This is a genomic window from Rhodococcus sp. IEGM 1372 (assembly GCF_030056835.1).
In the GTDB taxonomy this organism is placed as follows: domain Bacteria; phylum Actinomycetota; class Actinomycetes; order Mycobacteriales; family Mycobacteriaceae; genus Rhodococcoides.
This window is the reverse complement of record NZ_JASHKS010000008.1, coordinates 84,972-108,079: the sequence shown is the minus strand read 5'-3', so window position 1 is coordinate 108,079 and position 23,108 is coordinate 84,972. Positions and strand designations below refer to the sequence as shown.

The following is a 23,108-nucleotide window of genomic DNA, read 5'->3' as shown; positions in this document are numbered from 1 at the left end:
GAGCTCTCACAGCGCCTTGAAGCGGGCGATCGCCACTTCCCGCTCGTGTTTGTGGTCGACGATGGGCTCCACGTAGTCCTTGGGTCGCCCGAACTTCAACGTGTGCACGGCTTTTCCTTCTTCGCCTCGCAGCTCCGGCACCCAGCGCCGCACGTAATCGCCGGTGGGGTCGAATTTCTCGCCCTGGGTGATGGGGTTGAACACGCGGAAGTACGGCGAGGCGTCGGTGCCCGTTCCGGCGGTCCACTGCCAGCCGTGCTGGTTGTTGGCCAGATCGCCGTCCACGAGATGCTGCATGAAGTAGCGCGCACCTCGCCACCACGGCAGGTGCAGATCCTTGACGAGGAACGATGCGACGATCATGCGGACCCGGTTGTGCATCCACTTCTCCGAGTTCAACTGCCGCATACCGGCATCGACGATCGGGAAGCCGGTCTCGCCCTTGCACCAGGCCTCGAACAACTCGTCGGCGTGCTTGCCCGAGTCGATCTCGATCTTGTCGAACTTCTTGACGTAGTTCTCTCGGGCGCTGTCAGGGCGCTGGAACAGGATGTCGGCGTAGAAGTCTCGCCAACAAATCTGCCTGCGATACGACGCTGCCCCTTCGCTGCGCAGCTTGCCGAGGTCGGCCAGCATCGTTCGTGGATGAATGGTTCCGTACTTCAGATGCACCGACATCCGGCTCGTCGAGTCGAGGTCGGGACGATTGCGCTCGTCGTCGTACGCCGAGACCTCCTCGAGGAATTCCTTCCACTGCTTCGACGCAGCCTTTTCACCGGCTGCCGCGTCGGACGCCTCTTTCTCGGTGGGAATCTTCGCCCGCCGAACGCCTTTCACCTCGTCCGGGTCGATCCATTCCACGGTCTTCGCGGACGTGTCGGCCGGTCCGCGCCACCCGTGCTCCAGCCATTGCCGGGAGTACGGCGTGAACACCTTGTACGGTTCGCCGTCACTCTTGGCGATCCGCCCGGGTGCGATCGCGTACGGGGACCCGGTCTCGACCAGGGTCACCTTCTCGCCGACGCGCTTGTCTCGGTCGCGTCCGTACGGGCCGTAATCGGCGCTGATGTGTACATCCTCGGTGCCGATCGCCTTCGCCACCTTGGGGACCACGGTCTCGGGGTCGCCGTGCACCACCATCAACCGGCCGTCGAGCTGCTCGTTCAATGCTTCGAGCGAACGGAACAGGAAATCCTTGCGCGGCCCGCCCGAGGGCTTCAGTAGACGATCGTCCAGTACGAAGAGCCCGAGCACCGGATCTCCGGACTCGGCAGCGGCGGTGAGTGTGGGCAGATCCCCCAGACGGAGATCACGGCGAAACCATACGAGCGACATGGTTCCAGTCTTACCCACCGACGCGGTCGGCAATCACAGCCCGCTCTCAGCCGAACTCTCAGAGAACCGCCAACGATGGCTCACCATGGCCGCAACATGGGGCTCTACCTTGGGAAACACAGAAGAGAAAAGGAGAACACCATGACGAACACACGCCCCTTCCCCGGCGCTCTTTCCCTGGTGGACAGCACCTGCACCTTCGAGAAGTACTACGAGCAGCTCTACGCCAAGGCACCTGCACTCGCCTGGTCACTCGATGCCGACACCGGCCGCCGCAGTGCTCTCGAGGAGTTCTTCGCCAAGACGCCTGCAGAACGCCGAAGCACCGTCGACAGCTGGGTTGCATAGCATTGGAACGGTGACCGAATCGTCGAGTGCCCCCGCCACCGTCCTCGTCGTCGACGACGATGTCGACGTGCTGTCGTCGCTGCAACGCGGACTGCGCCTGTCCGGGTTCACCGTCATCACCGCATCCGACGGCGCGGAGGCGCTCGGCGTGGTGTCACGATCGATGCCCGACGCCATCGTGCTCGACATCAACATGCCGGTGCTCGACGGCGCGAGCGTGGTGACCGCATTGCGCGCCATGGGAAACGACATCCCGATCTGCGTGCTCAGTGCCCGCAGCTCGGTGGACGATCGCATCGCCGGGCTCGAATCCGGTGCCGACGACTACCTCACCAAACCGTTCGTGCTGGCCGAGCTGGTCGCACGGATTCGTGCCATGCTGCGTCGCCGCGGCACCGGTCCGGTTGTGCCGGTTGCAGATTCGGGTACACCGAACACGGCTGTCGCCATCGGAACCCTGGTGGTGGACATCCCGGGCTACCGCGTCCACCGCGGCGGAGCCGACATCGATCTGACCAAACGCGAGTTCGAGTTGCTCGCGATTCTGGCCCGCAACAAGGGCGTCGTCCTCACGCGTGAACGACTGCTCGAGCTGGTGTGGGGCTACGACTTCGTCGCCGACACCAACGTCGTGGACGTGTTCGTCGGATATCTGCGACGCAAACTCGAGGCCGACGGGTCGCCGCGCATCCTCCACACGGTTCGCGGAGTCGGCTTCGTCGTCCGGGACGCCGCATGAGCTTCTCTCTGCGCGCCCGCGTGGCCGCCGCTACGACCCTCGGTGCCACCCTCGTTGTCGCCGCACTCTCGGTGGTCACCTCGGTCGCTATTTCGCGCAACAACGTCAACCAGCTCGACGAGCGGCTGACGACGGCATCTCAGGTGCTGATCCCGACCTCGACGACGCTGGAGGCGTTCCTCGATCAGCTCTCCGGCGCGTTCGCCGTCACCATTCGCAGTGGCGACATCGTCGTCGCATCCACTCCGACACGGCTGCCCGCGCTCGAGACCGGGTCGCAGACCGTCGACGTCGACGGGCAACGCTTCCGGGTCTACACCGCCGTTTCGACCGCCGTGTCGTCCATCTCGATTTCCATCGGCGTGCCTGCCATCGAGGCGCAACAGGTCACCGACGAACAGCAGCGGCAAGTGATTCTGCTCGGACTCGCCGCGATCGCAGTGTCCACCGGCCTGGGCTGGCTCTTCGGTGGCAGAGCCGTCAAACCGTTGGTGACGTTGACCCGGCAGGTCAGCGCGCAACCACCGACCGCGCCCGAAACCCGCACCGGTGTCACCGAAGCCGATGCTCTCGCGGTCGCCATCGGCGGCATGTTGACCAGACTGAACGAAGCACAGGACCGCACCAATGCCGCGCTCGACACCGCACGCGACTTCGCGGCCGTCTCCGCACACGAGCTGCGGACCCCACTGACTGCGATGCGCACCGACATCGAGGTGCTCAGAACTCTCGACCTCGAGCCGTCGCAGCAGCAGGAGATTCTGGGAGATCTCGAGCGGACGCAGGGTCGAGTGGAGACGACGCTGACCGCCCTGGAACGACTCGCGTCGGGCGAATTGTCCAGTGAGGGCGACAGAGTCGAGACCGACATCATCGACGTCTGCGACGTCGCAGCCCAGGATGCGCAACGACTGCATCCGGGACTCGACATACGCGTGGAGTACGCCGCCGACTCCGAGATCACGATGCGCGCACTGCCGACCGGTCTTCGGCTGGCAGTCGACAACGTGATCGGCAACGCCGTTCGACACGGCAACGCGACGTCGATCGTCATCACCGCCGAGCGCGAGGGCGAGACGGTACGTGTCCTGCTCGACGACAACGGATCCGGCGTTCCCGTCGAGGAACGCGAGACGGTGTTCGGCCGGTTCGAGCGCGGCACCCGAGCCGCCAAGGGCGGCTCCGGGCTCGGCCTGGCATTGGTGGCGCAGCAAGCCCAATTGCACGGTGGGCGGGCCTGGTTCACCGACAGCCCGCTCGGCGGTGCCCGATTGGTGCTCGAGCTGCAGGACAGCTGAAGTTCGGCAGTCTTTACGCGGGAGAAACCTGCGGGCCCACCCGAGCCGTGGATCATGTACCCATGCACACGTTGTCGGATTTCTTCGTCCCCACCATCGACATCTCGCCGTACGTTCTGGGTGACGCCACCGCGGCAGGCGACGGGACTGCCCGACGCAGCGTCGCGGCGGACGTCGACTATGCCTGCAGCACAGTCGGTTTCATGCAGATTCTCGGGCACGGCATTCCCGAGGACACCGTGGCCGGACTCGCGTCGGCGATGGATTCGTTCTTCGGACTCGACCTGGCGAAGAAGCGAACCTACATCTGCCCACCCGAAGTGAATCGGGGATACACCGCTCCGAAGAGCGAATCGCTGAGCCTGAGCCTGGGAGTCGAATCGGCGTCGGGCATGAACGATTACTTCGAGGCCTTCAACGTCGGCACCGGAGAACCGAACACCTGGCCCGACTCCTCGGAGTTCCAGCGCGCCGTCGACGAGTATTTCGCCGAGGCAGCACGCGTGGCCCGGACGCTGACCACAGTGTTCGCCGACGCACTCGGCGTGTCACCGAATACGTTCTCCGACATCACCGGTCGATCGCTCGACACCCTGCGGATGAACAACTACGCGCTCGAACCCGGCATGCATGTGCCGGACGCCGAGCTCACCGGGATGAGCGAACACACCGACTACGGATTGGTGACGGTGCTGTGGGCCGATCGAGTGCCCGGCCTGCAGGTTCTCGGAACCGACCGACGGTGGCACGACGTGCAACCCGCCGACGGAGCCATGTTGGTGAACCTGGGAGATCTGACGGCCCGACTGACCAACGATCGCTGGATGTCGACGCTGCATCGGGTCCGTCCGCCGATCACCGACGGGACGATCCAGCGCAGGCGATCTGCCGCGTTCTTCCACGACGGCAACCTCGACGCGGTGATCGCGCCACTGCCGTCGTGCATCGAGCCCGGTGACCTGGCCCGGTACGAACCGGTGACGGTAGCCGGGCACATTCACGCCAAGCTCGCGGGTTCCCGAGAGGGAACTGCCAATCCCGCGGCAACCCGCGAAGCCGAGCGGGTACGCAACGCCGTTGGCGGCCCTGCAGTTATTTGACGTCGAGCAGATCGATGACGAACACGAGGGTCTTGCCGGAAAGACGGTGTCCTGCACCGGCGGGACCGTAGGCGAGCTCCGGCGGAATGGTGAGCTGACGACGTCCGCCGACCTTCATTCCGGGAATGCCGTCCTGCCAGCCCTGGATCAGTCCGCGCAGCGGGAACTGGATGGACTCGCCGCGGTTCCAGGAGGAGTCGAACTCTTCTCCCGAATCGAACTCGACGCCGACGTAGTGCACCTCGACGGTGCCACCGGCCACTGCCTCTGCGCCGTCACCCTCGACGAGGTCGACCGTCACCAGGTCCAAGGGCGCCGGTCCGGCCTGAAATTCGATCACTGGCTTCGTCACTGAAGTCTCCTGCGGTTGATGCCGGCCCGCCGACGCCGGCTGTCTATCTCTGGGCATATACCGCTTCGACCATACGTCGTGACGCTCAGCCGATCGGAGCTGGCATCAACATCGTCTTGTATTCGCAGGTCAGAGTATTGCCGGTGGCGGGGTCGGTCATCTCGACCTTCCAGGCGTCGGAGAACTGATTCACCCCGTGGTGCATCGAGATGGTGCCCGAGATCAAAACCGTTCCACGCGAGAACAAGCCACGTTCGGTGAGCACGTCGAGCCAGTACTGCGGCGCGAGAAGATCACCGAGCGTTCCGGTCTGGATGAGTGTGCCGTCGGCCCACGCGGTCAACGTGATCTCGTCGAGTCGATCGGCCACCTCGGACAACCGCCACGCGCCGGTGCCCAGCACGTCGGGAGCGGCGTTCTTGCTCCACGCGACGCTGTGAACTTCCAGGTCACGGTCGGTGTGATCGCACGCCACGGTGAGCAGCACGTCGTCGATCGTGTCACCGAGGATCACCAGAGCCCACTCCGCCTCGCCCGACGTGCGACCGTGTTGGACAGAGACGGAATCGGTCTGCTGCGCCAGATACGGCGAGATGGGGTACAGCGCCGGGGTCACCGTCGGAGCCGGGACACCCAGTTCGGCCAGCTCCGCGATGTGCGACGCCACCTCGTCCTGGTTGCGTCCGGCATATCCCGCATTGAGCAGGGCGGTCACCTCGAGCGATTCGGTCGAGCCGTCGGGCAGCGTGAACGTGAGCATCAGTAAGGACCCTCTCCTCGTAAATTTTCTGTTTCCGATACGCCGAAAGCCTTGCGCATACGTCTTGTATACAGCAAGTATGGAGCACGTACAACGGATAGAGTGATCCCAGGCACACGAAGGAGTCGTCATGACCGAACCTGTTTCGGTGGATAGAAAGGGCCTGGCCAAGGCCTTCGCGGCCAGCCTGACCGGAACGGCATTGGAGTGGTACGACTTCGCCGTCTACTCGGCCGCCGCGGCGCTGGTGTTCCCTCTGGTCTTCTTCCCGGACAGCGATCCGCTGACCGGGACACTGCTGGCCTTTTCCACCTACGCCGTCGGGTACGTCGCCCGACCGGTCGGTGGATTCGTCTTCGGGCGCCTCGGCGATGTCATCGGCCGCAAGCAACTACTCGTCATCACGCTGATGCTGATCGGCGTCACCACGTTCGCCATCGGCCTGATCCCCGGATACGACACGATCGGCATCGCAGCCCCGATCATCCTCGTCACCATGAGGTTCTGCCAGGGTGTTGCCGTCGGCGGAGAGTGGGGCGGCGCGGTTCTGCTCTCCAGCGAATACGGCGATCCACGCAAGCGCGGCTTCTGGTCGTCCGCCGCGCAGATCGGACCACCGGCAGGCAACCTGCTCGCCAACGGCGCACTCGCGATACTGACTCTGTCACTGACCGACCAGCAGTTCGAGTCCTGGGGATGGCGAGTGGCGTTCCTCTTCTCGGCCGTACTCGTCGGATTCGGTCTGTGGATCCGCTTGAAGCTCGAGGACACCCCGGTGTTCAAGGCACTTCAGGAAAGCGGCGATCGATCGGAAGCCCCGATCAGCGAAGTGTTCAAGACCGAACTGCGACCACTGGTGGCAGGCATCATGTCCCGCGTCGCACCCGACGTCATCTACGCACTGTTCACGGTCTTCTCGATCACCTACGGCACGCAGAAACTGGGCTTCGAGCGCAGCGAGGTACTCACCGCCATTCTGGTCGGCTCCGCCTGCCAGCTCGGCCTGATTCCGCTCGCCGGAGCCGTGTCCGATCGCATCAACCGACGCCTCGTCTACGGCGTCGCCGCTGTGGGCGGTGTGGCCTGGAGCGCCATCTTCTTCCTCGTCATCGGCGGCGGATCTCTGCCGCTGCTGATCCTGGGTGTCGTTGTGGGACTGGCGTTCCACTCGTTCATGTACGGACCGCAGGCTGCGTTCGTCACCGAACAGTTCAGCGTGCCACTGCGGTCCACCGGCAGCTCGTTGGCGTACACGATCGCCGGTGTGTTCGGTGGCGCAATGGCACCGCTGATCTTCGTCTACCTGCTGGACAGAACGGACAGCTGGGTGCCGATCGCGGGATACATCGTGATCGTCGGTGCCGTGACACTCGTCGGTCTCGCACTCGGTCGCAACCCCGACCCCACCGAGGACGAGCACTACGTGCTGCTGGGCCAGGAGCGCGAAAAGGCTACGCGCGCAGCAGAGTCTGAAGTGTGACCTCGAGGTGAGCGTCGATCTTCGCGTGCACCAGGTCCTCGTCGCCCGCACCGAGTGCGTCGATGATGGCCTGGTGCTCGGCGCACACCCGGTGCTGACGGTTCGCCGCGGTGAACAACGCGCTCAACCCGACCCGAAGCTGGCGAGCCCGCAGTCCGGCGTACGTGCGCGAGAGCAGATCGCTTCCCGCCGAATCGATCAAACTCTGATGGAACGTGCCGTCCCAGTCGATGAACTGCTTGGGTGCATCTGCGTCGTCGGAGTTCATCAGCAGTTCCTGCTGCGTCAACGCGTGCCGCATCTGCGTGATCGGCGCGTCACCGGCTCGCAGCGCACGGGTGGCCGCGTGCCGCTCGAGAACTCCGCGCAGATCCATCAGTTCGGCGATCTGGCGTCCGGACATCGCCGGCACGTGCGCGCCCCGCTTGGGCACCATCTCGACCAGACCCTCGGACTGCAACATCAGCAACGCTTCACGAACCGGGGTACGGGATACTCCGATCTGCGTCGCAAGTTCCTGCTCGTTCAGAAAAGTGCCGGTGGCGGCCGGTGAGGACAACACCTGATCGCGCACGTACTGGTACGCCTTCTCCCTCCCCGACAGCGGCTGCATACGATATGTATACCTGTCTTCCTCCGACGAAACCAGGAGTCACACCGTGAGCTCGTCCATCCGCATCAGCCTCGCCCAGATCACCAGCGGCCAACAGCCCGCCGAGAACCTCGAACTCATCGCCACCCACACCCGTGCCGCAGCGCATGCGGGATCGGATCTCGTCGTGTTTCCGGAGGCGACGATGCGATGCTTCGGCGGACCCATCCGAAAGTTCGCGCAGCCCCTGGACGGTGAATGGGCGAACGCGGTGCGCACCATAGCGTCCGACGTGGGCATCACCGTCGTCGCCGGAATGTTCACCCCCGCCGCCGACGAAAGGGTCACGAACACATTGCTCGTCACCGGGCCCGGTATCGACGCGAGCTACGACAAGATCCACCTGTTCGATGCGTTCGGATTCGCCGAATCCGACACAGTTGCACCGGGTTCGGACCCTCTCGTGGTGGACATCGCCGGCGTTCGGGTCGGCTTCGCCACCTGTTACGACATTCGATTCCCGGCACTGTTCCAGAAACTCGGTGATCTCGGCGCGGAAGTCGTCGTCGTCCCGGCGTCGTGGGGATCGGGCGACGGCAAAGTGGAGCAGTGGACCCTGCTCGCGCGGGCACGTGCCCTGGACTCGACGACGTTCGTCGCGGCCTGCGACCAAGCCGAACCCGCTGCCGCCGAGGGCAATGCACCGTTGGGCGTGGGACACAGCATCGTCTGCTCCCCCACCGGCGAGATCCTCGGGCAACTCGACGCGACGCCCGGCATGCTGACGATCGACATCCACACTGAACTCGTCGACGCCGTACGCAAAACTCTGCCGGTGTTGAAGAACCGCAAGTATTTCGACGCCTGACGGTTGCGCGAACTCGAAGTTATGGATGCCTTTCGGCCGAAATTCGTCCACAACTTCGAGTTCGCAGTTGTGCAGCCGAAAACGGCCATTTGACCTACGTAACTGCGAACTCGGCGCAGCCGGACACAACAACGCCGCCGGCTCCCCAAGGGAGTCGGCGGCGTTGTCGTGCAGCGAGATCTAGCGGGAACTGACGTCCTGGTAGGCGCGCTCGGTGTAGCCGGTGTAGATCTGGCGCGGACGGCCGATCTTGCCGGTCGTGTCCTCGTTCTGCTCGCGCCAGTGCGCGATCCAGCCCGGGAGACGGCCCATCGCGAACAGCACCGTGAACATGCGCGGCGGGAAGCCCATCGCGCGGTAGATCAAGCCGGTGTAGAAGTCCACGTTGGGGTACAGCTTGCGCTCGACGAAGTAATCGTCGGTCAGCGCGGTCTCCTCGAGCTTGAGGGCAATTTCGAGCAGTTCGTCGCCGTTGCCGAGCTTGCCGAGGATCGTGTGCGCGGTCTCCTTGACCAGCGTCGCGCGCGGGTCGAAGTTCTTGTACACACGGTGTCCGAAGCCCATGAGCTTGACGCCGTCTTCCTTGTTCTTGACGCGACGCAGGAAGTCCGTTGCGTCGCCGCCCTCGGCCTTGATCTTGTCCAGCATCTCGAGCACGGCTTGGTTGGCTCCGCCGTGCAGCGGGCCCCACAGCGCGTTGATGCCGCCGGAGATCGAGGTGAACAGGTTTGCCTGCGAGGATCCGACGAGACGCACCGTCGACGTCGAGCAGTTCTGCTCGTGATCGGCATGCAGGATGAGCAGCATGTCGAGAGCCTTGACGATCTCGGGATCGACCTCGTACGGCTCGGCCGGGAAGCCGAACGTCAGGCGCAGGAAGTTCTCGACCAGGCTCTTGGAGTTGTCCGGGTACAGGAACGGCTGACCGACGGACTTCTTGTAGGCGTACGCCGCGATGGTCGGCAGCTTGGCCAGCAAGCGGATGGTCGAGAGCTCGACCTGCTCCGGGTCGTTGGGGTCGAGCGAATCCTGGTAGTACGCCGACAGCGCGTTGACGGCACTCGACAGCACCGGCATCGGGTGCGCGTTACGCGGGAAGCCGTCGAAGAACCGCTTGAGGTCCTCGTGCAGCAGAGTGTGCCGACGGATCTTGTCGGTGAACTTCTCGAGCTGATCCTCGGACGGCAGCTCACCGTAGATCAGCAGGTAGCTGACCTCGATGAACGAAGACTTGCCCGCGAGCTGTTCGATCGGGTAACCGCGGTAGCGCAGGATGCCTGCGTCACCGTCGATGTAGGTGATGGCCGACTTGGTCGACGCGGTGTTGACGAACCCGCCGTCCAACGTCGTGTAGCCGGTGGTGGCCAGCAACTTCCCCAGCTCGATGCCGTTGTTGCCCTCGGAGGCCTCGGCAATCGACATGGAGTATTCGCCACCGGGATAGGTGAGGGTGGCTTTGGCATCATTCTCAGCGGGCACGAATGGTCCCTCTCGAACTCGTGTAACGGACACGTACTTGAAGCGGACAGTTCTAACGTCGATAGTGAAACTAGTCTCTCGACGCCTCGGACGCCCAGGGAGGGTCGGCACCGGGTCGAGAAACCGTGATCGCCGCTGCTTTCGCGGCGAACTCGAGCGCTTCTCGCCAATCTTCCTTGCTCATCTCTTTCACCGCGTTCGATGTGATAATGGTCTCCTTCTGCAGAAAGCTGAGCAGAGCTCCGTGCACGGTGTCACCAGCGCCGATCGTGTCCACGACGTCGACCGCGACACCGGGGACCGTGATTTCCTCGGATGCGGTGAAGACCGAGATGCCGTCGCCGCCGCGGGTCATGACCACCGCGGTGACCCCTGCCGCGAGCCAGTCGTCGACGGTGGTCCCCTGCGTTCCGAGGCCCAACCAGAACGAGTCGTCCTCGGACACCTTGAGAATGTCGATGCTGGGCAGCCACGAACGGAATCGGTCGCGAAACCCGTCGGCCGTGATGTCTCCGCTGGTGCTGTCGATCGCAGCGGGCCGAATGTTCGGGTCGAGCATCGTGAGCTTGCCCGCCGCCCGGGCCCGGTGCAGCAGGCCCGCGTACATCGACGCGCCGGGCTCGTACAGCAGCGACAGTGTGCCGAACGAGAGCACGCTGATCTCGTCGGGCAGATCGCCGGGATCGGCGACGAGGCGGTCGGCTGTGCCGTCGGCGTAGAACGAGTACTCGGCGCTGCCGTCCTCGGCGAGCGTGGTCATCGCCAACGTCGTCGGCTCGTCGCCGCGCTGCACCCACGTGGTGTCCACTCCCGCATCGCGCAGGCTCGCCAGGATCTGCTCACCGAACGGGTCGCGGGAGATCCGCGAGAGATACGCGACGGGCGAACCAAGTCGACCGATCGCGACGGCGACATTGAACGGTCCGCCGCCGAGTTTGGGCGAGAGCAGCGGGCCCTCGTGCACCGGAACCAGGTCGACCAACGCCTCGCCGCACACCAGAATGGTCACTTCTCGTACCTCATTCCCCAGGTGCCCGACCAGGATTGCCCCGGATCCAGCACGATCAGATCGATCTCGGAATTCAACGCATCGGGTGGGCAGGTCATCGGCTCGATCGCCAGCGCCCGCCCTCGATCGGGATAGGCCTGATCGTTGGCGGGATCGGCGGTGAACACCTGCACCCAACCGAAGCTGCTGTCGGTCCACAGCACCGTCGCGGTGCCGTCGGGACCGCGAAGAACATGGCTCGCTCGGCCGTCGGCCTCGGGTAGCGACGCGCTGAACGGGGTGTCGAGCTGCACGCCCTGCAGCGTCCGCGGCTGCCGGAAGTCGTACTCGGTATCGGCAGTCGGCACCGAATTGCCCACGGGCAGATTGCGCACCGAGTCGAGCGGCAGCCGCGTACCGGCCGAGAGCTCGAGCGTGCACTCGTCGAGCGGCACGTCTCCCACCCTGACGAACGTGTGAAAACCCATCCCGTACGGCGCGGGTGAATCACCGGTGTTCTTCGCCGACGCGGTGACGGTGAGACCGTCCGCCGACAGCTCGTGCGCCACGGTCACCGTCACCGAGAACGGCCAGCCCTGATGCGTCCCGACGTCCACGCTCTGTTCGACGCGAGAGTCGGTGTGCTCGTTCAGGGTCCACTCCACCCGCCGGACGAAACCGTGACTGGCGTTGTTGCGCGAAGGCTCGCTGATCTCCATCCGATGCTCGACGCCTTCGAACGTGAACGTTCCGTCGGCCGTCCGATTGGGCCACGGGGCCAACACCAGCCCCGCCGACAGCGGCGGCTTGGAGCCTGCCTCCCAGGTCTCGGTGAGCGGTGCGCCGTCGTACTCGAGAACCCGTAGGCCCGCCCCGTGGGCAGCGATGTCTGCCCGATACTTACCGCTCGTCAACGAGTAGGTCTGTGCGTCAGCCATGAGTGCCATTCTTTACCACCGCACCCACTCGGTATCGGATGAATGCCGGAAGAGCCAACGCGGCGATCGAGACACCGATGACGACCAGCACGCCGCCGCCCGCCGCGGCGGCCGCCGTCCCCACCGACGCCGCTGCGGCGCCGTGCAGGACGTCGCCGACGCGCGGGCCTCCGGCAACCACGACGATGAAGACACCCTGTAGCCGGCCACGCATCTCGTCGGTGGCGACCTGCTGCAGCATCGTGCTGCGGAAGGCCGCCGAGATCATGTCGGCTCCGCCGCCGAGGGCCAGGAACGCCAACGCGAACCACAGGGCGACGGTGGTGGCCCCGTCGGTGGCCGCGCCGACGGCGAGACCGAAGCCGATCATCGCCACGCCCCACACGACGATGCAGATCAGCACCGCCAGGCCTTGCCTGCGCACTCGAGGAAGCCAACCGGAGAACACTCCGCCGAGTACCGCGCCCGCGGACATCGCCGCGAACAGCATGCCCAGCACCGGCCCGCCCGACGCCGGATCGCCGAAGCTCTCGTGTGCGATCTGTGGGAACAGCGCGCGGGGCATGCCGAACACCATGGCAATGATGTCGACGACGAACGATGCCAGCAGCACCTTCTGCGTGGCGAGGTACGCGAAACCTTCGAATACCGAACGCAATCCGGCGCGCTGACCTGACGTGGCCGGCGGAATTCCCGGTAGCCGGATCACCGCCCACAGTGTCGCGAACAACGCGATGGTGTCGATCAGATAGAGCGTCTCGAGCCCGATGTAATAGATCAGGATGCCGGCACTGAGCGGACCCGCGATGGCACCGAAGTTCATCACCGTCATGTTCAGCGAGTTCGCCGCGGGCAGCTGATCGCCGGGCAGAATTCTGGGCAGGATCGCGCTGCGCGTCGGTTGATTCACCGCGAAGAAGGCTTGCTGAACGGCCAACAGCACCAGGATGATCCACACGTTGTTCAGGTCGAGGAACGCCTGCAACCAGAACAGCGCGGAGGTACCGATCAGACCGCAGGTGGTGATCATCAACAGCGTGCGGCGGTCCATCACATCGGCCAGCGCTCCGCCCCACAGACCGAACACGATCAGCGGCACCAACGCGAAGACACCGGTCAGACCCACATAGGCCGAACTCAGCGTGATCTGGAAAACCTGTTGCGGCACAGCGACGATGGACAGCTGCGCCCCGATGACGGTGACGATGTTCGCCACCCACAGCCGCTTGTAAGCGGGGGTCCTCAGCGGAGTCGTATCGGCAAGAATGCCGCGCAATCCGCTCACGGCTGCAGACGCTCGATCACACCGCTTGCCACCGTCAGGCGAATTCGGTTGTGCATGCGGCTCGTTCGGCCCTGCCAGAATTCGACCGTCTCCGGTTCGACGCGAAAACCGCCCCAGTTCGGCGGAACCGGCACCTCGATGCCGTCGAACGTCGCGGTGACCTCGGCCAGTCGCGCAGCCAGATCCTCCCGCGAGCCGATGGGCCGCGACTGCTCGGACGCCCATGCCCCCAGCTGGGAGCCGCGGGGCCGAGTGCGCCAATAGGTTTCGGTCGTCTCGGCGTCGACCCTGACCACCGGGCCGCGAACGGTGAGCTGACGGGCAATTCCGATCCACGGGAACGTGATCGACGCATACGGCGTCGCGGTGAGCGCACGGCCCTTGTCGGAGTCGTAGTTGGTGTAGAACACCATTCCGTCCGCGTCGAAGTCCTTGCACAACACGGTGCGGGTGGCGGGTCTACCCGCACCGTCGACCGTCCCCAACACGATGGCGTTGGGCTCGGGCAGATTCGCGGCTATCGCGTCGGACAACCACTGCTGCGCCAGCGAACACCACCCGTCCGCCAGAGCATCGACGTCGAGGTCCTCGGGCTCTCCATAGTCCACCCGCATGTTCGCCAGGCGCTGTTCATCTGCAGACACAAGCCCAGACGCTACTCCCGCGTAGATCCCGGCTATGGTTCTGACGAAGTACGCCCGGATGCGGCGCAGAGCCGGGTGCAGTTGCGACGAGGGAGTCCACAGGCCATGGCTGTTCAACGAGTTCCCGAGGATTTCGTCTCCGGCCTCGAAGGTGTCGTCGCGTTCACCTCCGACATCGCCGAGCCCGACAAGGACGGTGGCGCACTGCGGTATCGCGGCGTCGACATCGAAGAACTCGTCGCTCAGAACGTCACCTTCGGTGATGCCTGGGCACTGCTCGTCGACGGCGAGTTCGGTCGAGGACTTCCACCGGCCGAACCGTTCCCTCTGCCGATCCACACCGGCGACGTGCGCGTCGACGTCCAAGCCGGACTGGCGATGCTGGCGCCCATCTGGGGCTATCAGCCGCTGCTCGACATCGACGACTCCACCGCCCGCGACAATCTCGCTCGCGCCTCGGTGATGGCTCTGTCCTACGTCGCTCAGTCCGCTCGCGGCATCTACCAGCCCGCTGTACCGCAGAGCCGCATCGATCAGGCCGCCACCGTGACCGAACGCTTCATGGTCCGCTGGAAGGGCGAACCGGATCCCGCCCACGTCGCCGCCATCGACGCATACTGGGTCTCGGCCGCCGAACACGGCATGAACGCCTCGACGTTCACTGCCCGCGTCATCGCCTCCACCGGAGCCGACGTCGCCGCCTGCCTCTCGGGTGCCATCGGTGCGATGTCCGGGCCCCTGCACGGCGGCGCGCCCGCTCGCGTCCTGCCGATGATCGAGGAGGTCGAGAGAACCGGTGACGCACGCGCTCTCATCACCGGCATCCTGGACCGCAAAGAGAAGCTCATGGGCTTCGGACACCGCGTCTACCGCGCCGAGGACCCCCGAGCCCGTGTTCTGCGCGCCACCGCCAAGAGGCTGAACGCACCGCGCTACGAGGTTGCCGCCGCGCTCGAGCAGGCAGCGTTGACCGAACTGCGCGAGCGCCGCCCCGACCGCGCCATCGAGACCAACGTCGAGTTCTGGGCCGCGGTGATCCTCGACTTCGCCGAGGTACCCGCGCACATGATGCCCGCCATGTTCACCTGTGGACGTACCGCGGGCTGGTGCGCGCACATCCTGGAGCAGAAGCGCCTGGGCAAGCTCGTCCGGCCGGCTGCCCTCTACACCGGCCCCGAACCCCGCAGCCCCGAGTCCGTCGACGGCTGGGACCTGATCCGGTAGTCGACGGTGTCATGGCACCCGACTAGCCTGTGAGTGCCATATTCCATCGACGCTAGGACGCGCTACTCCATGGCCGATTTGCCGATCATTCCCGCCGATCTCCTGCCCGCCGACGGACGCTTCGGGTGTGGCCCGTCCAAGGTTCGCCCCGAGCAGCTGCAGTCCCTGGTCGACGTCGGCGCTTCCGTGTTCGGCACCAGCCACCGTCAGAAGCCCGTCAAGGACGTCGTCGGACGCGTGCGCAGTGGCCTGAAGGATCTGTTCTCACTGCCCGAGGGCTACGAGGTCGTCCTCGGCAACGGTGGCACCACCGCGTTCTGGGACGCTGCTGCCTTCGGCCTCATTCGCGAGAAGTCGCTGCACCTGACCAACGGCGAGTTCAGCTCGAAGTTCGCGTCGGTGGCCAAGAACAATCCGTTCATCGGTGATCCCATCGTCGTCAAGGCCGAGCCGGGCAGCGCGCCCGAGCCCACCTCCGACCCGTCCGTCGACCTCATCGGTTGGGCGCACAACGAGACCTCGACGGGCGTGGCCATCCCGGTCAGCCGTCCGGCCGGCTCCGAGAACGCCCTCATCGCGATCGACGCCACCTCCGGTGCCGGCGGTCTGCCGGTGAACGTCGCCGACTCGGACGTCTACTACTTCGCGCCGCAGAAGTGCTTCGCCGCCGACGGTGGCCTGTGGGTGGCGCTGATGAGCCCGGCCGCACTCGAGCGCGTCAGCGAGATCGCTGCCACGGATCGATGGGTCCCGGACTTCCTGTCGCTGCCGATCGCCGTCGACAACAGCAGCAAGAACCAGACGTACAACACCCCGGCCGTGGCGACCCTGCTGATGTTCGCGGACCAGATCGAGTGGCTCAACGCGCAGGGCGGCCTCGATTGGGCCACCAAGCGCACCGCCGATTCGTCCTCACGTCTGTACGACTGGGCCGAGAAGAGCGAATTCGCAACGCCGTTCGTGACGAACCCGGATCACCGCAGCCAGGTCGTCGGCACCATCGACTTCGACGAGAAGGTCGACGCAGCCCAGGTTGCGAAGATCCTGCGCGCCAACGGCGTCGTCGACACCGAGCCGTACCGCAAGCTCGGCCGCAACCAGCTGCGCGTCGGCATGTTCCCGGCCATCGAGCCGGACGACATCATCGCACTGACCAAGAGCATCGACTGGGTCGTGTCGACTCTGAGCTGATCAGCAGGGCAGGAGTGGAGCCTGCGGAACGACCATTCCCAGCAAGCTCACAACTACGGCGCTCCCTTCGCGGCCTACACTTGCTATCAAGTAAGCAAGCGTAACGACCTCGGAGGGAGCGCTCGTGTGTACAGGCTCCTGACATTCGCGCTGCGCATTCGCGTGACCCTGCTGTACATCGCTCTTGCGGTGGCGGGCACCGTCGCACTGGGTCGGATCGGACCGCACGATCGCTGGCACGTGCTGCACGCGGCGAGCACCAATCTGCACAATCTGGGCGACGGCCACCTCGCAACCCTCGTCACGAGCGTCTTTCTCACCGAAGGACGGGTGAACTGGTTGTGGTTGGCCGCGGTTGCACTGCTGTTCGCCGTCGCCGAATGGATCTCCGGTTGGCGACGCTTTCTCGTCACCTTCAGCGCGGGACACATCGGTGCGACGGCACTGGTGGCCGTCGGCCTGCTCATCGGCATTCACAACGACTGGCTCGCGGACTCACTGGCGATGGCCGTCGACGTCGGTGTCAGCTACGCAGCAGCAGCGGTGGCCGGATCGTGGATCAGGTACCTGCCGATGCCGTGGTGTGCGGGCTGGGCCGCACTGTGGATCGGCGTCGTCACGATCAGTGGGGTATCGGACCCGACCTTCACTGCCGTCGGGCACGCGATTGCCCTGAGCATCGGCTTCGGCCTGGGCGCACTGTACCGTCGCGTCGATGCATCGACGTTGTCCCACAGGACAATTGACGGAACATCGACCGAATGGGTGCAGCCGAGCCCGCAGCTGTCTACCCTCTGATAGGGAAACGATCGTCGGCAGAAGCGATGCGTGTCGGACACCCGCCGAATACGGCAGGTGAACTAGGCTCGAATTCGACGGTATCGCGAGCCGGCGCGATGAGGAGGTCAAGGTGCGGGACTTACGTGTGGTGGGTCTCGAGGCCGACGGAAAGTTCGTCGTGTGCGCAGATCCCAAGACCGGCGACAGATTCCGGCTTCCAGCCGACGACAAGCTCCGCGCGGCCTCACGCGGCGACATCGCTCGACTAGGACAGATTGAGATCGAAATGGACAGCTTGCTTCGGCCCAAGGAAATTCAGGCCCGTATCCGCAGCGGAGCGACCATCGAACAGGTTGCCGCCGACTCCGGAATGGCCATCAGTCGCGTCGAGGTGTTCGCTCACCCGGTGTTGCTCGAACGCTCGCAGGCCGCGTCGATGGCTCAGGCCGGTCATCCGCTGCGCCACGACGGCCCGGCCGTGCAGACCCTGCTCGAGATCGTCACCCTCGCTTTCCGCGCTCGCGGCCACAATCTCGACGACGCGGCGTGGGACGCCTGGCGCGACGAGGACAACAAGTGGGTCGCGCAGCTGAAGTGGCAGGCGGGCCGCACCACCAACAAGGCGCACTGGCAGTTCCTGCCCGACGGCCACGGCGGCACCATCAGCCCGCTCGACGACACTGCTCACGAGCTGATCGATCCGGACTTCGGACGCCAACTGCGCGGTCTGGCACCGGTGCGCGCACTGACGTCCGCCGAGGACTCCGACGACGAGACCTCGCAGCAGAGCTTCGACGAGTACTACGGCACCACCGCCGACAGCGAGATCGACGCCGAGACCATCGAGGTCGAGGTGGACGATGCGCCCACTCCCGAGCCCGAACAGCCACGCGAGACGGTGACCAGGGAGCCCAGGCCCGCACCCAAGCCTGCAGCCGGTCACACCAGCGGCAAGGACAAGCGCGGCAAGCCGGCCATGCCGTCGTGGGAGGACGTCCTGCTCGGCGTTCGCAGCAGCGGTCACAACTGAGTTCTGCTGTGACCGATGTGCCGCGCGGTGACGAACCGCCGACGCTCACACCGTAGGCTTCCCAGGAAGTAACGGAGAGAGAGGTGCCGGCAGTGGGGGCCAAAGCATCAACCATCTGGTACGTGGACGCACCGGATCCCATTTCTGTACTCCGAGAGGCCACCACCTCGGACCGGAACGCTGCGACCGCACTCGTCGGACGTCTGTACCCCCACCTGACGGCAGTGCCCCTCGGACAGGGCCCGATATCGACCTCGGCAGGCGTGGACGACGATCACGTCTTCATCGGTTGCTACCCCGGCGTCACCGTGGTCTGCGGATCCAATCTCGCGGTGCCCACACCGTCGACGCTTCCCGAATCCTTCACTCGCCCGCTGGCGTCCGAGCACACCTACCTCGTCGCCTCGGATCCCCAACACGCCTGGGGTGCGTTCGCGTACTGGGAACGCGGTGAATTCCGCCGATCCTTCAGTGCCACTCCGGTGTACATCTACGAGGACGCAGGCCTGCCACTGGTGTGGGAGCGATCGTTCTGGGCCGGTGAACATCCGCTGATCTATCCGCCCGGAGTGATGCCGGATCCGCAGTCGCTGCCGTTCCACCCTCAGGAATTCGCCGAGGCAGCCAACGCCGAGTGGCTCGGATTCCGCTACACCGGCGCACCACACGCGGACGAGTTCGATCCGAATACGCTGCCGGTCTGCGGCTTCACGATGTACGTCCCGGGTCAAGAACCACCGCCACCGAACCAGCAGAACCGAAGCTTCAACGGCCGTGGCGCACAGGAACCGATGCCCGACGCCCCCGACGAGCAGGCACCGCGACCGAAGAAGCGTTGGTTCTCGCGCAAATAGTGGCTCGGGTGGGCACCGTTGCACGCAACCACCGCTGATCGACGGGATTCCGCCGAATGTCGCCGGTAGTGCGCAACTGTGCCCGCTGTCGGAGACCGACTGTGAAGACCGACGGTCAGAACGCCAGCGCCGCCAGTGCCACGAAACTCAACATGGAACCGATACCGGCTCCGTACACGGCCCAGCGCCACACCGGTATCGCGAGCCATCGCATGACCGTCGGTGCTGCACCCGCGACGACGATGATGTTCAGACCGATCGCGAGGAGCGGGTGAATTCTGGCGAGCTCCAGACCGAAGGTCGTCAGTGCCACCCCGACGAGCGCCGCCGAGATCACGGCGATCGGGATTCCGGTCCATCGGACGTCCGGGTCGTGGTCGGTCACGTCAGGCGCACACGTTCGTAGAACCCCATCGCAGCGGCCGTCGCAACATTGAGTGAGTCGGTGCCGGGAGCCATCGGAATGCGCGCGCGAATGTCCGTGGCGCGCATGGCATGTTCGGTCAGACCCGGGCCCTCGGCACCGAGCAGCAACGCGACCTTCTCCCCCGTCATCGCCGTGCCCAGCGACACCGCCGTGGGATTGGGCGTGAGCGAGATCAGCTGAAAGCCATGCGCGCGAACGCGATCGAGGCCGCGCGGCCACTCGGGCACCTTGGCGAACGGCACCCGCAGCACATGCCCCATCGATACCCGCACCGACCGTCGATAGAGCGGATCCGCGCACGCGGCCCCGAACAGCACGGCATCCACGCCGAGGCCGGCCGCGTTACGGAACATCGACCCGAGATTCTCGTGATCGTTGACGCCCTCGAGAATCGCCACCGTCTTCGCGTCGGCCAACACCTCGTCGAGATCGAGGGCAGGCGGCCTGTTCGCCGCCGCCAGCACACCACGATTGAGATGGAACCCGACGACCTCGGCCATCACCTCCGCGGACGTCCGATAGAACGGGACGTCCGAATCCGCCAGATCGTCGCGCAACGCGTCGAGCCGTCGATCCACGCCCAGCAGGCTGATCATCGGGAAGCGCGAGGTCAGCAGTCGCTGCGCAACCAACACACCCTCGGCGATCACCAATCCCTTGCCCTCGGGCAGGTCGGGCCGCCGATCCGACGAGTTGAGATCGCGAAAATCGTCCAGCCGGGGGTCGGAGGGGTCGTCGACATCGATTACATGAACCACCCGCTCATCTTGTCACCCGGCATTTCTCGCAGTCCGTCGGCGAAGGCTTCCCTCTGTATGGCAGTTTTTTCGGGTCGTTCCGCGGGCTCCACTCCTGTATGGAAAAGTAAAGAGCGATGACTACCGACGAATCGATCACCATCCGCACCGCCACCGACGACGACTGGGATGCCGTCGCGCTGCTCGACGCCCACGCATTCGGCGAGCACCAGAACGCCGAGGACCTGGCCGAGACGCAGATCCTGACCCAGTCCGAGCACGTGTACCTGGCGTGGGACGGCGAGACCCCGGTGGGTGTGGCCATGCATTTCCCGATGTCGGTCACCGTTCCCGGTGGTGCGCAGGTCGAGGCGTCCGGAGTCTCCTGGGTGTCGGTTGCGCCGACGCATCGTCGACGCGGCATCCTGCGATCGATGTTCACCCAGCAGCACCGCGCTCTGAACGACGCAGGCGCACCGCTGTCCCTGCTCACGGCCAGCGAGGCGACGATCTACGGACGCTTCGGCTACGGGCCGATAACCGAGGAGATCAGCGTCTCGATCGACCGTCGATTCGCGCAGTTCCGCAAGGATGCTCCCCTGGCGACCGGTGTGCGGCTGATCGAATCGGCCGAGGCCGCCGAACTGCTCCCCGACATCTACCACCGCTGGCAGCAGCAGACCGCAGGCGCGCAGCCCAAGCCGCCGATCCGCTGGGAGCGGTTCTTCGCCGACCGAGAGAACCGACGCGGCGGACTGACGGCCCTGTTCTTCATCGTCCATCCCGACGGTTACGTCGCCTACCGACGCGGACGCAACCCGAGCCGGGTGGTGGTACAGGAATTCATCGCGGTGACCGATGCCGCCTACGCCGCGCTGTGGCAGATCCTCGTCGGTGTCGACCTGGTCGACACCATCGAGGTGCAACAGTCACGAGACGAAGCCCTGCCGTTTCTGCTGACCAACAACCGACTGCCGAAGGTCACCGGACACCACGACGCACTGTGGGGCCGCATCATGCACGTCGAGGCAGCGCTCGAGGCACGCACCTACGCTCTCGACACCTCGTTGATCATCGCTGTGCGAGATCCCTTCCTCGATGCGGGCGGTACCTATTCGCTCACCGTGACCGACGGCCGGGCCACCTGCACCCGGGTGGAATCCGAACCGGACATCGAACTCGACATCGACGTGCTCGCGAGCATCTACTTCGGCACCCATCGAGCCCGCTTGTTCGCCGCGGCCAACCGCCTCACCGCACGCAACGACGCGTCACTGCACGCATTGGACCTGACGTTCGGAACCGCGCGCCCGGCCGTCATGGGTTGGGGTTTCTAGACCTACCTGTTCGGCGCATCGAGTGCGGTGGCCGAGCCGCCGCGCATCCAGAGCGCCGCGCCCAGGGTCACCGAAAGCAGCACCGTCACGTAGGCGATGAACTCGACACTGCCGCCACCGCTGGTGGCGTGATAGATCAGCGGTGCCGTACCTCCGAAGAGGGAGTTCGCCACGGCGTAACCGAAGCCGACGCCCAGCGCACGAATGTGCGCGGGGAACACTTCGGCCTTGGCGATGCCGTTCACCGACAGGTAGCACGTGAGGACGAAAAACGCGCACACCAGGATGACGAAGATCGCCGGCGGTGATGTCACTTTCGTGGTGGCCAGCACCAGCACTCCGGTCGCCGGTATCCCCAGTGCCCCGAATACGACGAGGAGCGGCTTTCTTCCGATGCGGTCGCTCAGTGCGCCGCCGACCGGCTGCAGCACCATCAACACCACGAAAGCGGCGAACACGAGACCGGTCGCAACGAGCTCTCCTCTGGCACCGTCCGCAGCGAAGAACGTCTCGCGAACGACAGAGGGCACTGTGACGGTGTAGGTGTAGAACGCGGCACTCCCGCCTGCGGTCAACAAGAGCACCCAGACGAGCGGACGCCAGCGATCGCGGAACAGCGCCCTCATCGTGGCGTCTCGGTCCGCGCGCGGTGCTCCCGGTTCACGAGGCGCACGATCGAGTCCACGAGCCCACCACAACGAGGCGAGGCCCGCCGCGCCTCCCGCGGCGAAGGCGAGGCGAAAGCCCCATTCGGAGATCGCCGCGCGGTCCGTGCTCGCGAGGAGTACGAGCAGACATGCCTGCGCGAGCACGAGGCCGCCGACGATCGTCGCGGCCTGGAAGGAGGCGAAGAACCCGCGATGCCCTCGTGTGCCCGATTCGGAGAGCAGCACCGTCGCCGCCGCGTACTCGCCGCCGGTTGCGATGCCCTGCACGATGCTCACGACCGCGAGGATCACCGCAGCCCAGGCCCCGATCACGTGGACGGTGGGAGTCAGTGCCAGAGCGACCGACCCGGCCGACATCAGCGTGACCGCAGCGACGAGCGCGAACTGTCGGCCTCGCACGTCCGCGAGCCTGCCGAACAGCCACGAACCGAGCGGGCGCACGACGAAGGTCAATGCGAAGAGTCCGTAGACGTACACGAGTGAATTGGTCGAAGCCGGATCGAAGAACTCGGTCCGAAAGTACGGCGCGAACGTCGCGTAGAGATACAGGTTGAACCACTGCACCAGGTTCGGTACCGAACCCGCCAGAATGACGCGTACCTGCGTACGACGGTCGGGGCTCACCGGCTCGGTGCGATTCACGTGCTGAAAATA

The 23,108-nt window shown here is 65.3% G+C and carries 24 protein-coding genes; 12 read left to right on the top strand and 12 right to left on the bottom strand.

The genetic code is table 11. The features are described from left to right. Window positions 1-6: 6 nt before the first annotated feature. The gene (locus tag QM590_RS10655; RefSeq protein WP_269594841.1) at window positions 7-1,335 is read right to left on the bottom strand and encodes a cryptochrome/photolyase family protein; all 1,329 of its coding nucleotides are present in this window, start codon (window positions 1,333-1,335) and stop codon (window positions 7-9) included. 141 nt (window positions 1,336-1,476) lie between these two features. On the opposite strand from QM590_RS10655, the gene QM590_RS10650 reads away from it, so the two are divergent. From QM590_RS10650 to QM590_RS10635, 4 genes are all read left to right on the top strand, one after another. Then, window positions 1,477-1,683 (top strand): hypothetical protein, encoded by a 207-nt coding sequence (locus QM590_RS10650; protein WP_068047758.1) that lies wholly within the window; start codon window positions 1,477-1,479, stop codon window positions 1,681-1,683. A gap of 10 nt (window positions 1,684-1,693) precedes the next feature. Further along, window positions 1,694-2,422 (top strand): response regulator transcription factor, encoded by a 729-nt coding sequence (locus tag QM590_RS10645; protein ID WP_188078535.1) that lies wholly within the window; start codon window positions 1,694-1,696, stop codon window positions 2,420-2,422. Further along, window positions 2,419-3,720: a sensor histidine kinase gene (locus tag QM590_RS10640; protein ID WP_269594840.1), complete on the top strand. Its 1,302-nt coding sequence runs from the start codon at window positions 2,419-2,421 to the stop codon at window positions 3,718-3,720. The genes QM590_RS10645 and QM590_RS10640 overlap by 4 nt, the downstream gene beginning before the upstream one ends. A 62-nt stretch (window positions 3,721-3,782) precedes the next feature. Further along, window positions 3,783-4,820, top strand: a complete 1,038-nt coding sequence (locus QM590_RS10635; protein WP_269594839.1) for an isopenicillin N synthase family dioxygenase — start codon at window positions 3,783-3,785, stop codon at window positions 4,818-4,820. On the opposite strand, the gene QM590_RS10630 is transcribed toward QM590_RS10635, so the two are convergent. Further along, complete coding sequence (locus QM590_RS10630; protein WP_032377394.1) at window positions 4,813-5,172, bottom strand: FKBP-type peptidyl-prolyl cis-trans isomerase; 360 nt, start codon at window positions 5,170-5,172, stop codon at window positions 4,813-4,815. The two genes, QM590_RS10635 and QM590_RS10630, sit on opposite strands and share 8 nt — an antisense overlap. 85 nt (window positions 5,173-5,257) lie before the next feature. Beyond that, window positions 5,258-5,932, bottom strand: a complete 675-nt coding sequence (locus QM590_RS10625; protein ID WP_269594838.1) for a DUF2848 domain-containing protein — start codon at window positions 5,930-5,932, stop codon at window positions 5,258-5,260. A 130-nt stretch (window positions 5,933-6,062) separates the two neighbouring features. Between QM590_RS10625 and QM590_RS10620 the strand changes: the two genes are divergently transcribed. Continuing rightward, a complete protein-coding gene (locus tag QM590_RS10620; RefSeq protein WP_269594837.1) occupies window positions 6,063-7,412 on the top strand; it encodes an MFS transporter in 1,350 nt (449 codons plus the stop codon). On the opposite strand, the gene QM590_RS10615 is transcribed toward QM590_RS10620, so the two are convergent. Next, complete coding sequence (locus QM590_RS10615; protein WP_068047784.1) at window positions 7,384-8,025, bottom strand: GntR family transcriptional regulator; 642 nt, start codon at window positions 8,023-8,025, stop codon at window positions 7,384-7,386. The two genes, QM590_RS10620 and QM590_RS10615, sit on opposite strands and share 29 nt — an antisense overlap. A gap of 46 nt (window positions 8,026-8,071) precedes the next feature. On the opposite strand from QM590_RS10615, the gene QM590_RS10610 reads away from it, so the two are divergent. After that, window positions 8,072-8,872 (top strand): carbon-nitrogen hydrolase family protein, encoded by an 801-nt coding sequence (locus QM590_RS10610; protein ID WP_269594836.1) that lies wholly within the window; start codon window positions 8,072-8,074, stop codon window positions 8,870-8,872. A 180-nt stretch (window positions 8,873-9,052) separates the two neighbouring features. Here the strand turns inward: QM590_RS10610 and QM590_RS10605 are convergent, their stop codons facing one another. The 5 genes from QM590_RS10605 to pdxH form a co-directional block, all read right to left on the bottom strand. Further along, window positions 9,053-10,351, bottom strand: coding sequence for a citrate synthase (locus tag QM590_RS10605; protein ID WP_269594835.1), 1,299 nt, complete (start codon window positions 10,349-10,351; stop codon window positions 9,053-9,055). 70 nt (window positions 10,352-10,421) lie between these two features. After that, the gene (locus tag QM590_RS10600; protein WP_068047796.1) at window positions 10,422-11,360 is read right to left on the bottom strand and encodes a carbohydrate kinase family protein; all 939 of its coding nucleotides are present in this window, start codon (window positions 11,358-11,360) and stop codon (window positions 10,422-10,424) included. Then, window positions 11,357-12,286, bottom strand: a complete 930-nt coding sequence (locus QM590_RS10595) for an aldose 1-epimerase family protein (RefSeq protein WP_269594834.1) — start codon at window positions 12,284-12,286, stop codon at window positions 11,357-11,359. Before QM590_RS10595 ends, QM590_RS10600 begins: the two co-directional genes overlap by 4 nt. Continuing rightward, window positions 12,270-13,562 (bottom strand): MFS transporter, encoded by a 1,293-nt coding sequence (locus tag QM590_RS10590; RefSeq protein ID WP_269594833.1) that lies wholly within the window; start codon window positions 13,560-13,562, stop codon window positions 12,270-12,272. The genes QM590_RS10595 and QM590_RS10590 overlap by 17 nt, the downstream gene beginning before the upstream one ends. Beyond that, window positions 13,559-14,176 (bottom strand): pyridoxamine 5'-phosphate oxidase, encoded by a 618-nt coding sequence (pdxH, locus tag QM590_RS10585; protein ID WP_269594866.1) that lies wholly within the window; start codon window positions 14,174-14,176, stop codon window positions 13,559-13,561. The genes QM590_RS10590 and pdxH overlap by 4 nt, the downstream gene beginning before the upstream one ends. Before the next feature lie 135 nt (window positions 14,177-14,311). Between pdxH and QM590_RS10580 the strand changes: the two genes are divergently transcribed. The 5 genes from QM590_RS10580 to QM590_RS10560 all read left to right on the top strand — a co-directional run bounded on the left by QM590_RS10580 (window position 14,312) and on the right by QM590_RS10560 (window position 19,285). Further along, window positions 14,312-15,430 carry a citrate synthase 2 gene (locus QM590_RS10580; protein ID WP_269594832.1) on the top strand — a complete coding sequence of 373 codons (1,119 nt, stop codon included), beginning with the start codon at window positions 14,312-14,314 and terminating at the stop codon, window positions 15,428-15,430. Between the two features lie 69 nt (window positions 15,431-15,499). Next, complete coding sequence (serC, locus tag QM590_RS10575; RefSeq protein ID WP_269594831.1) at window positions 15,500-16,621, top strand: phosphoserine transaminase; 1,122 nt, start codon at window positions 15,500-15,502, stop codon at window positions 16,619-16,621. Between the two features lie 126 nt (window positions 16,622-16,747). After that, window positions 16,748-17,419 carry a rhomboid-like protein gene (locus QM590_RS10570; protein ID WP_269594830.1) on the top strand — a complete coding sequence of 224 codons (672 nt, stop codon included), beginning with the start codon at window positions 16,748-16,750 and terminating at the stop codon, window positions 17,417-17,419. A gap of 112 nt (window positions 17,420-17,531) precedes the next feature. Continuing rightward, the gene (sepH, locus tag QM590_RS10565; protein ID WP_269594829.1) at window positions 17,532-18,431 is read left to right on the top strand and encodes a septation protein SepH; all 900 of its coding nucleotides are present in this window, start codon (window positions 17,532-17,534) and stop codon (window positions 18,429-18,431) included. A gap of 92 nt (window positions 18,432-18,523) precedes the next feature. Further along, on the top strand, window positions 18,524-19,285 hold the full coding sequence (locus QM590_RS10560; RefSeq protein WP_269594865.1) for a DUF6928 family protein: 762 nt from the start codon (window positions 18,524-18,526) through the stop codon (window positions 19,283-19,285). Between the two features lie 115 nt (window positions 19,286-19,400). Here the strand turns inward: QM590_RS10560 and QM590_RS10555 are convergent, their stop codons facing one another. Then, window positions 19,401-19,670, bottom strand: a complete 270-nt coding sequence (locus QM590_RS10555; RefSeq protein ID WP_068047820.1) for a DUF2537 domain-containing protein — start codon at window positions 19,668-19,670, stop codon at window positions 19,401-19,403. Further along, window positions 19,667-20,470 carry a TrmH family RNA methyltransferase gene (locus QM590_RS10550; RefSeq protein WP_269594828.1) on the bottom strand — a complete coding sequence of 268 codons (804 nt, stop codon included), beginning with the start codon at window positions 20,468-20,470 and terminating at the stop codon, window positions 19,667-19,669. The genes QM590_RS10555 and QM590_RS10550 overlap by 4 nt, the downstream gene beginning before the upstream one ends. Before the next feature lie 116 nt (window positions 20,471-20,586). On the opposite strand from QM590_RS10550, the gene QM590_RS10545 reads away from it, so the two are divergent. Further along, complete coding sequence (locus QM590_RS10545; protein WP_269594827.1) at window positions 20,587-21,786, top strand: GNAT family N-acetyltransferase; 1,200 nt, start codon at window positions 20,587-20,589, stop codon at window positions 21,784-21,786. Window positions 21,787-21,788: 2 nt separating this feature from the next. On the opposite strand, the gene QM590_RS10540 is transcribed toward QM590_RS10545, so the two are convergent. Next, window positions 21,789-23,096, bottom strand: coding sequence for an MFS transporter (locus QM590_RS10540; protein WP_269594826.1), 1,308 nt, complete (start codon window positions 23,094-23,096; stop codon window positions 21,789-21,791). Window positions 23,097-23,108 lie beyond the last annotated feature (12 nt).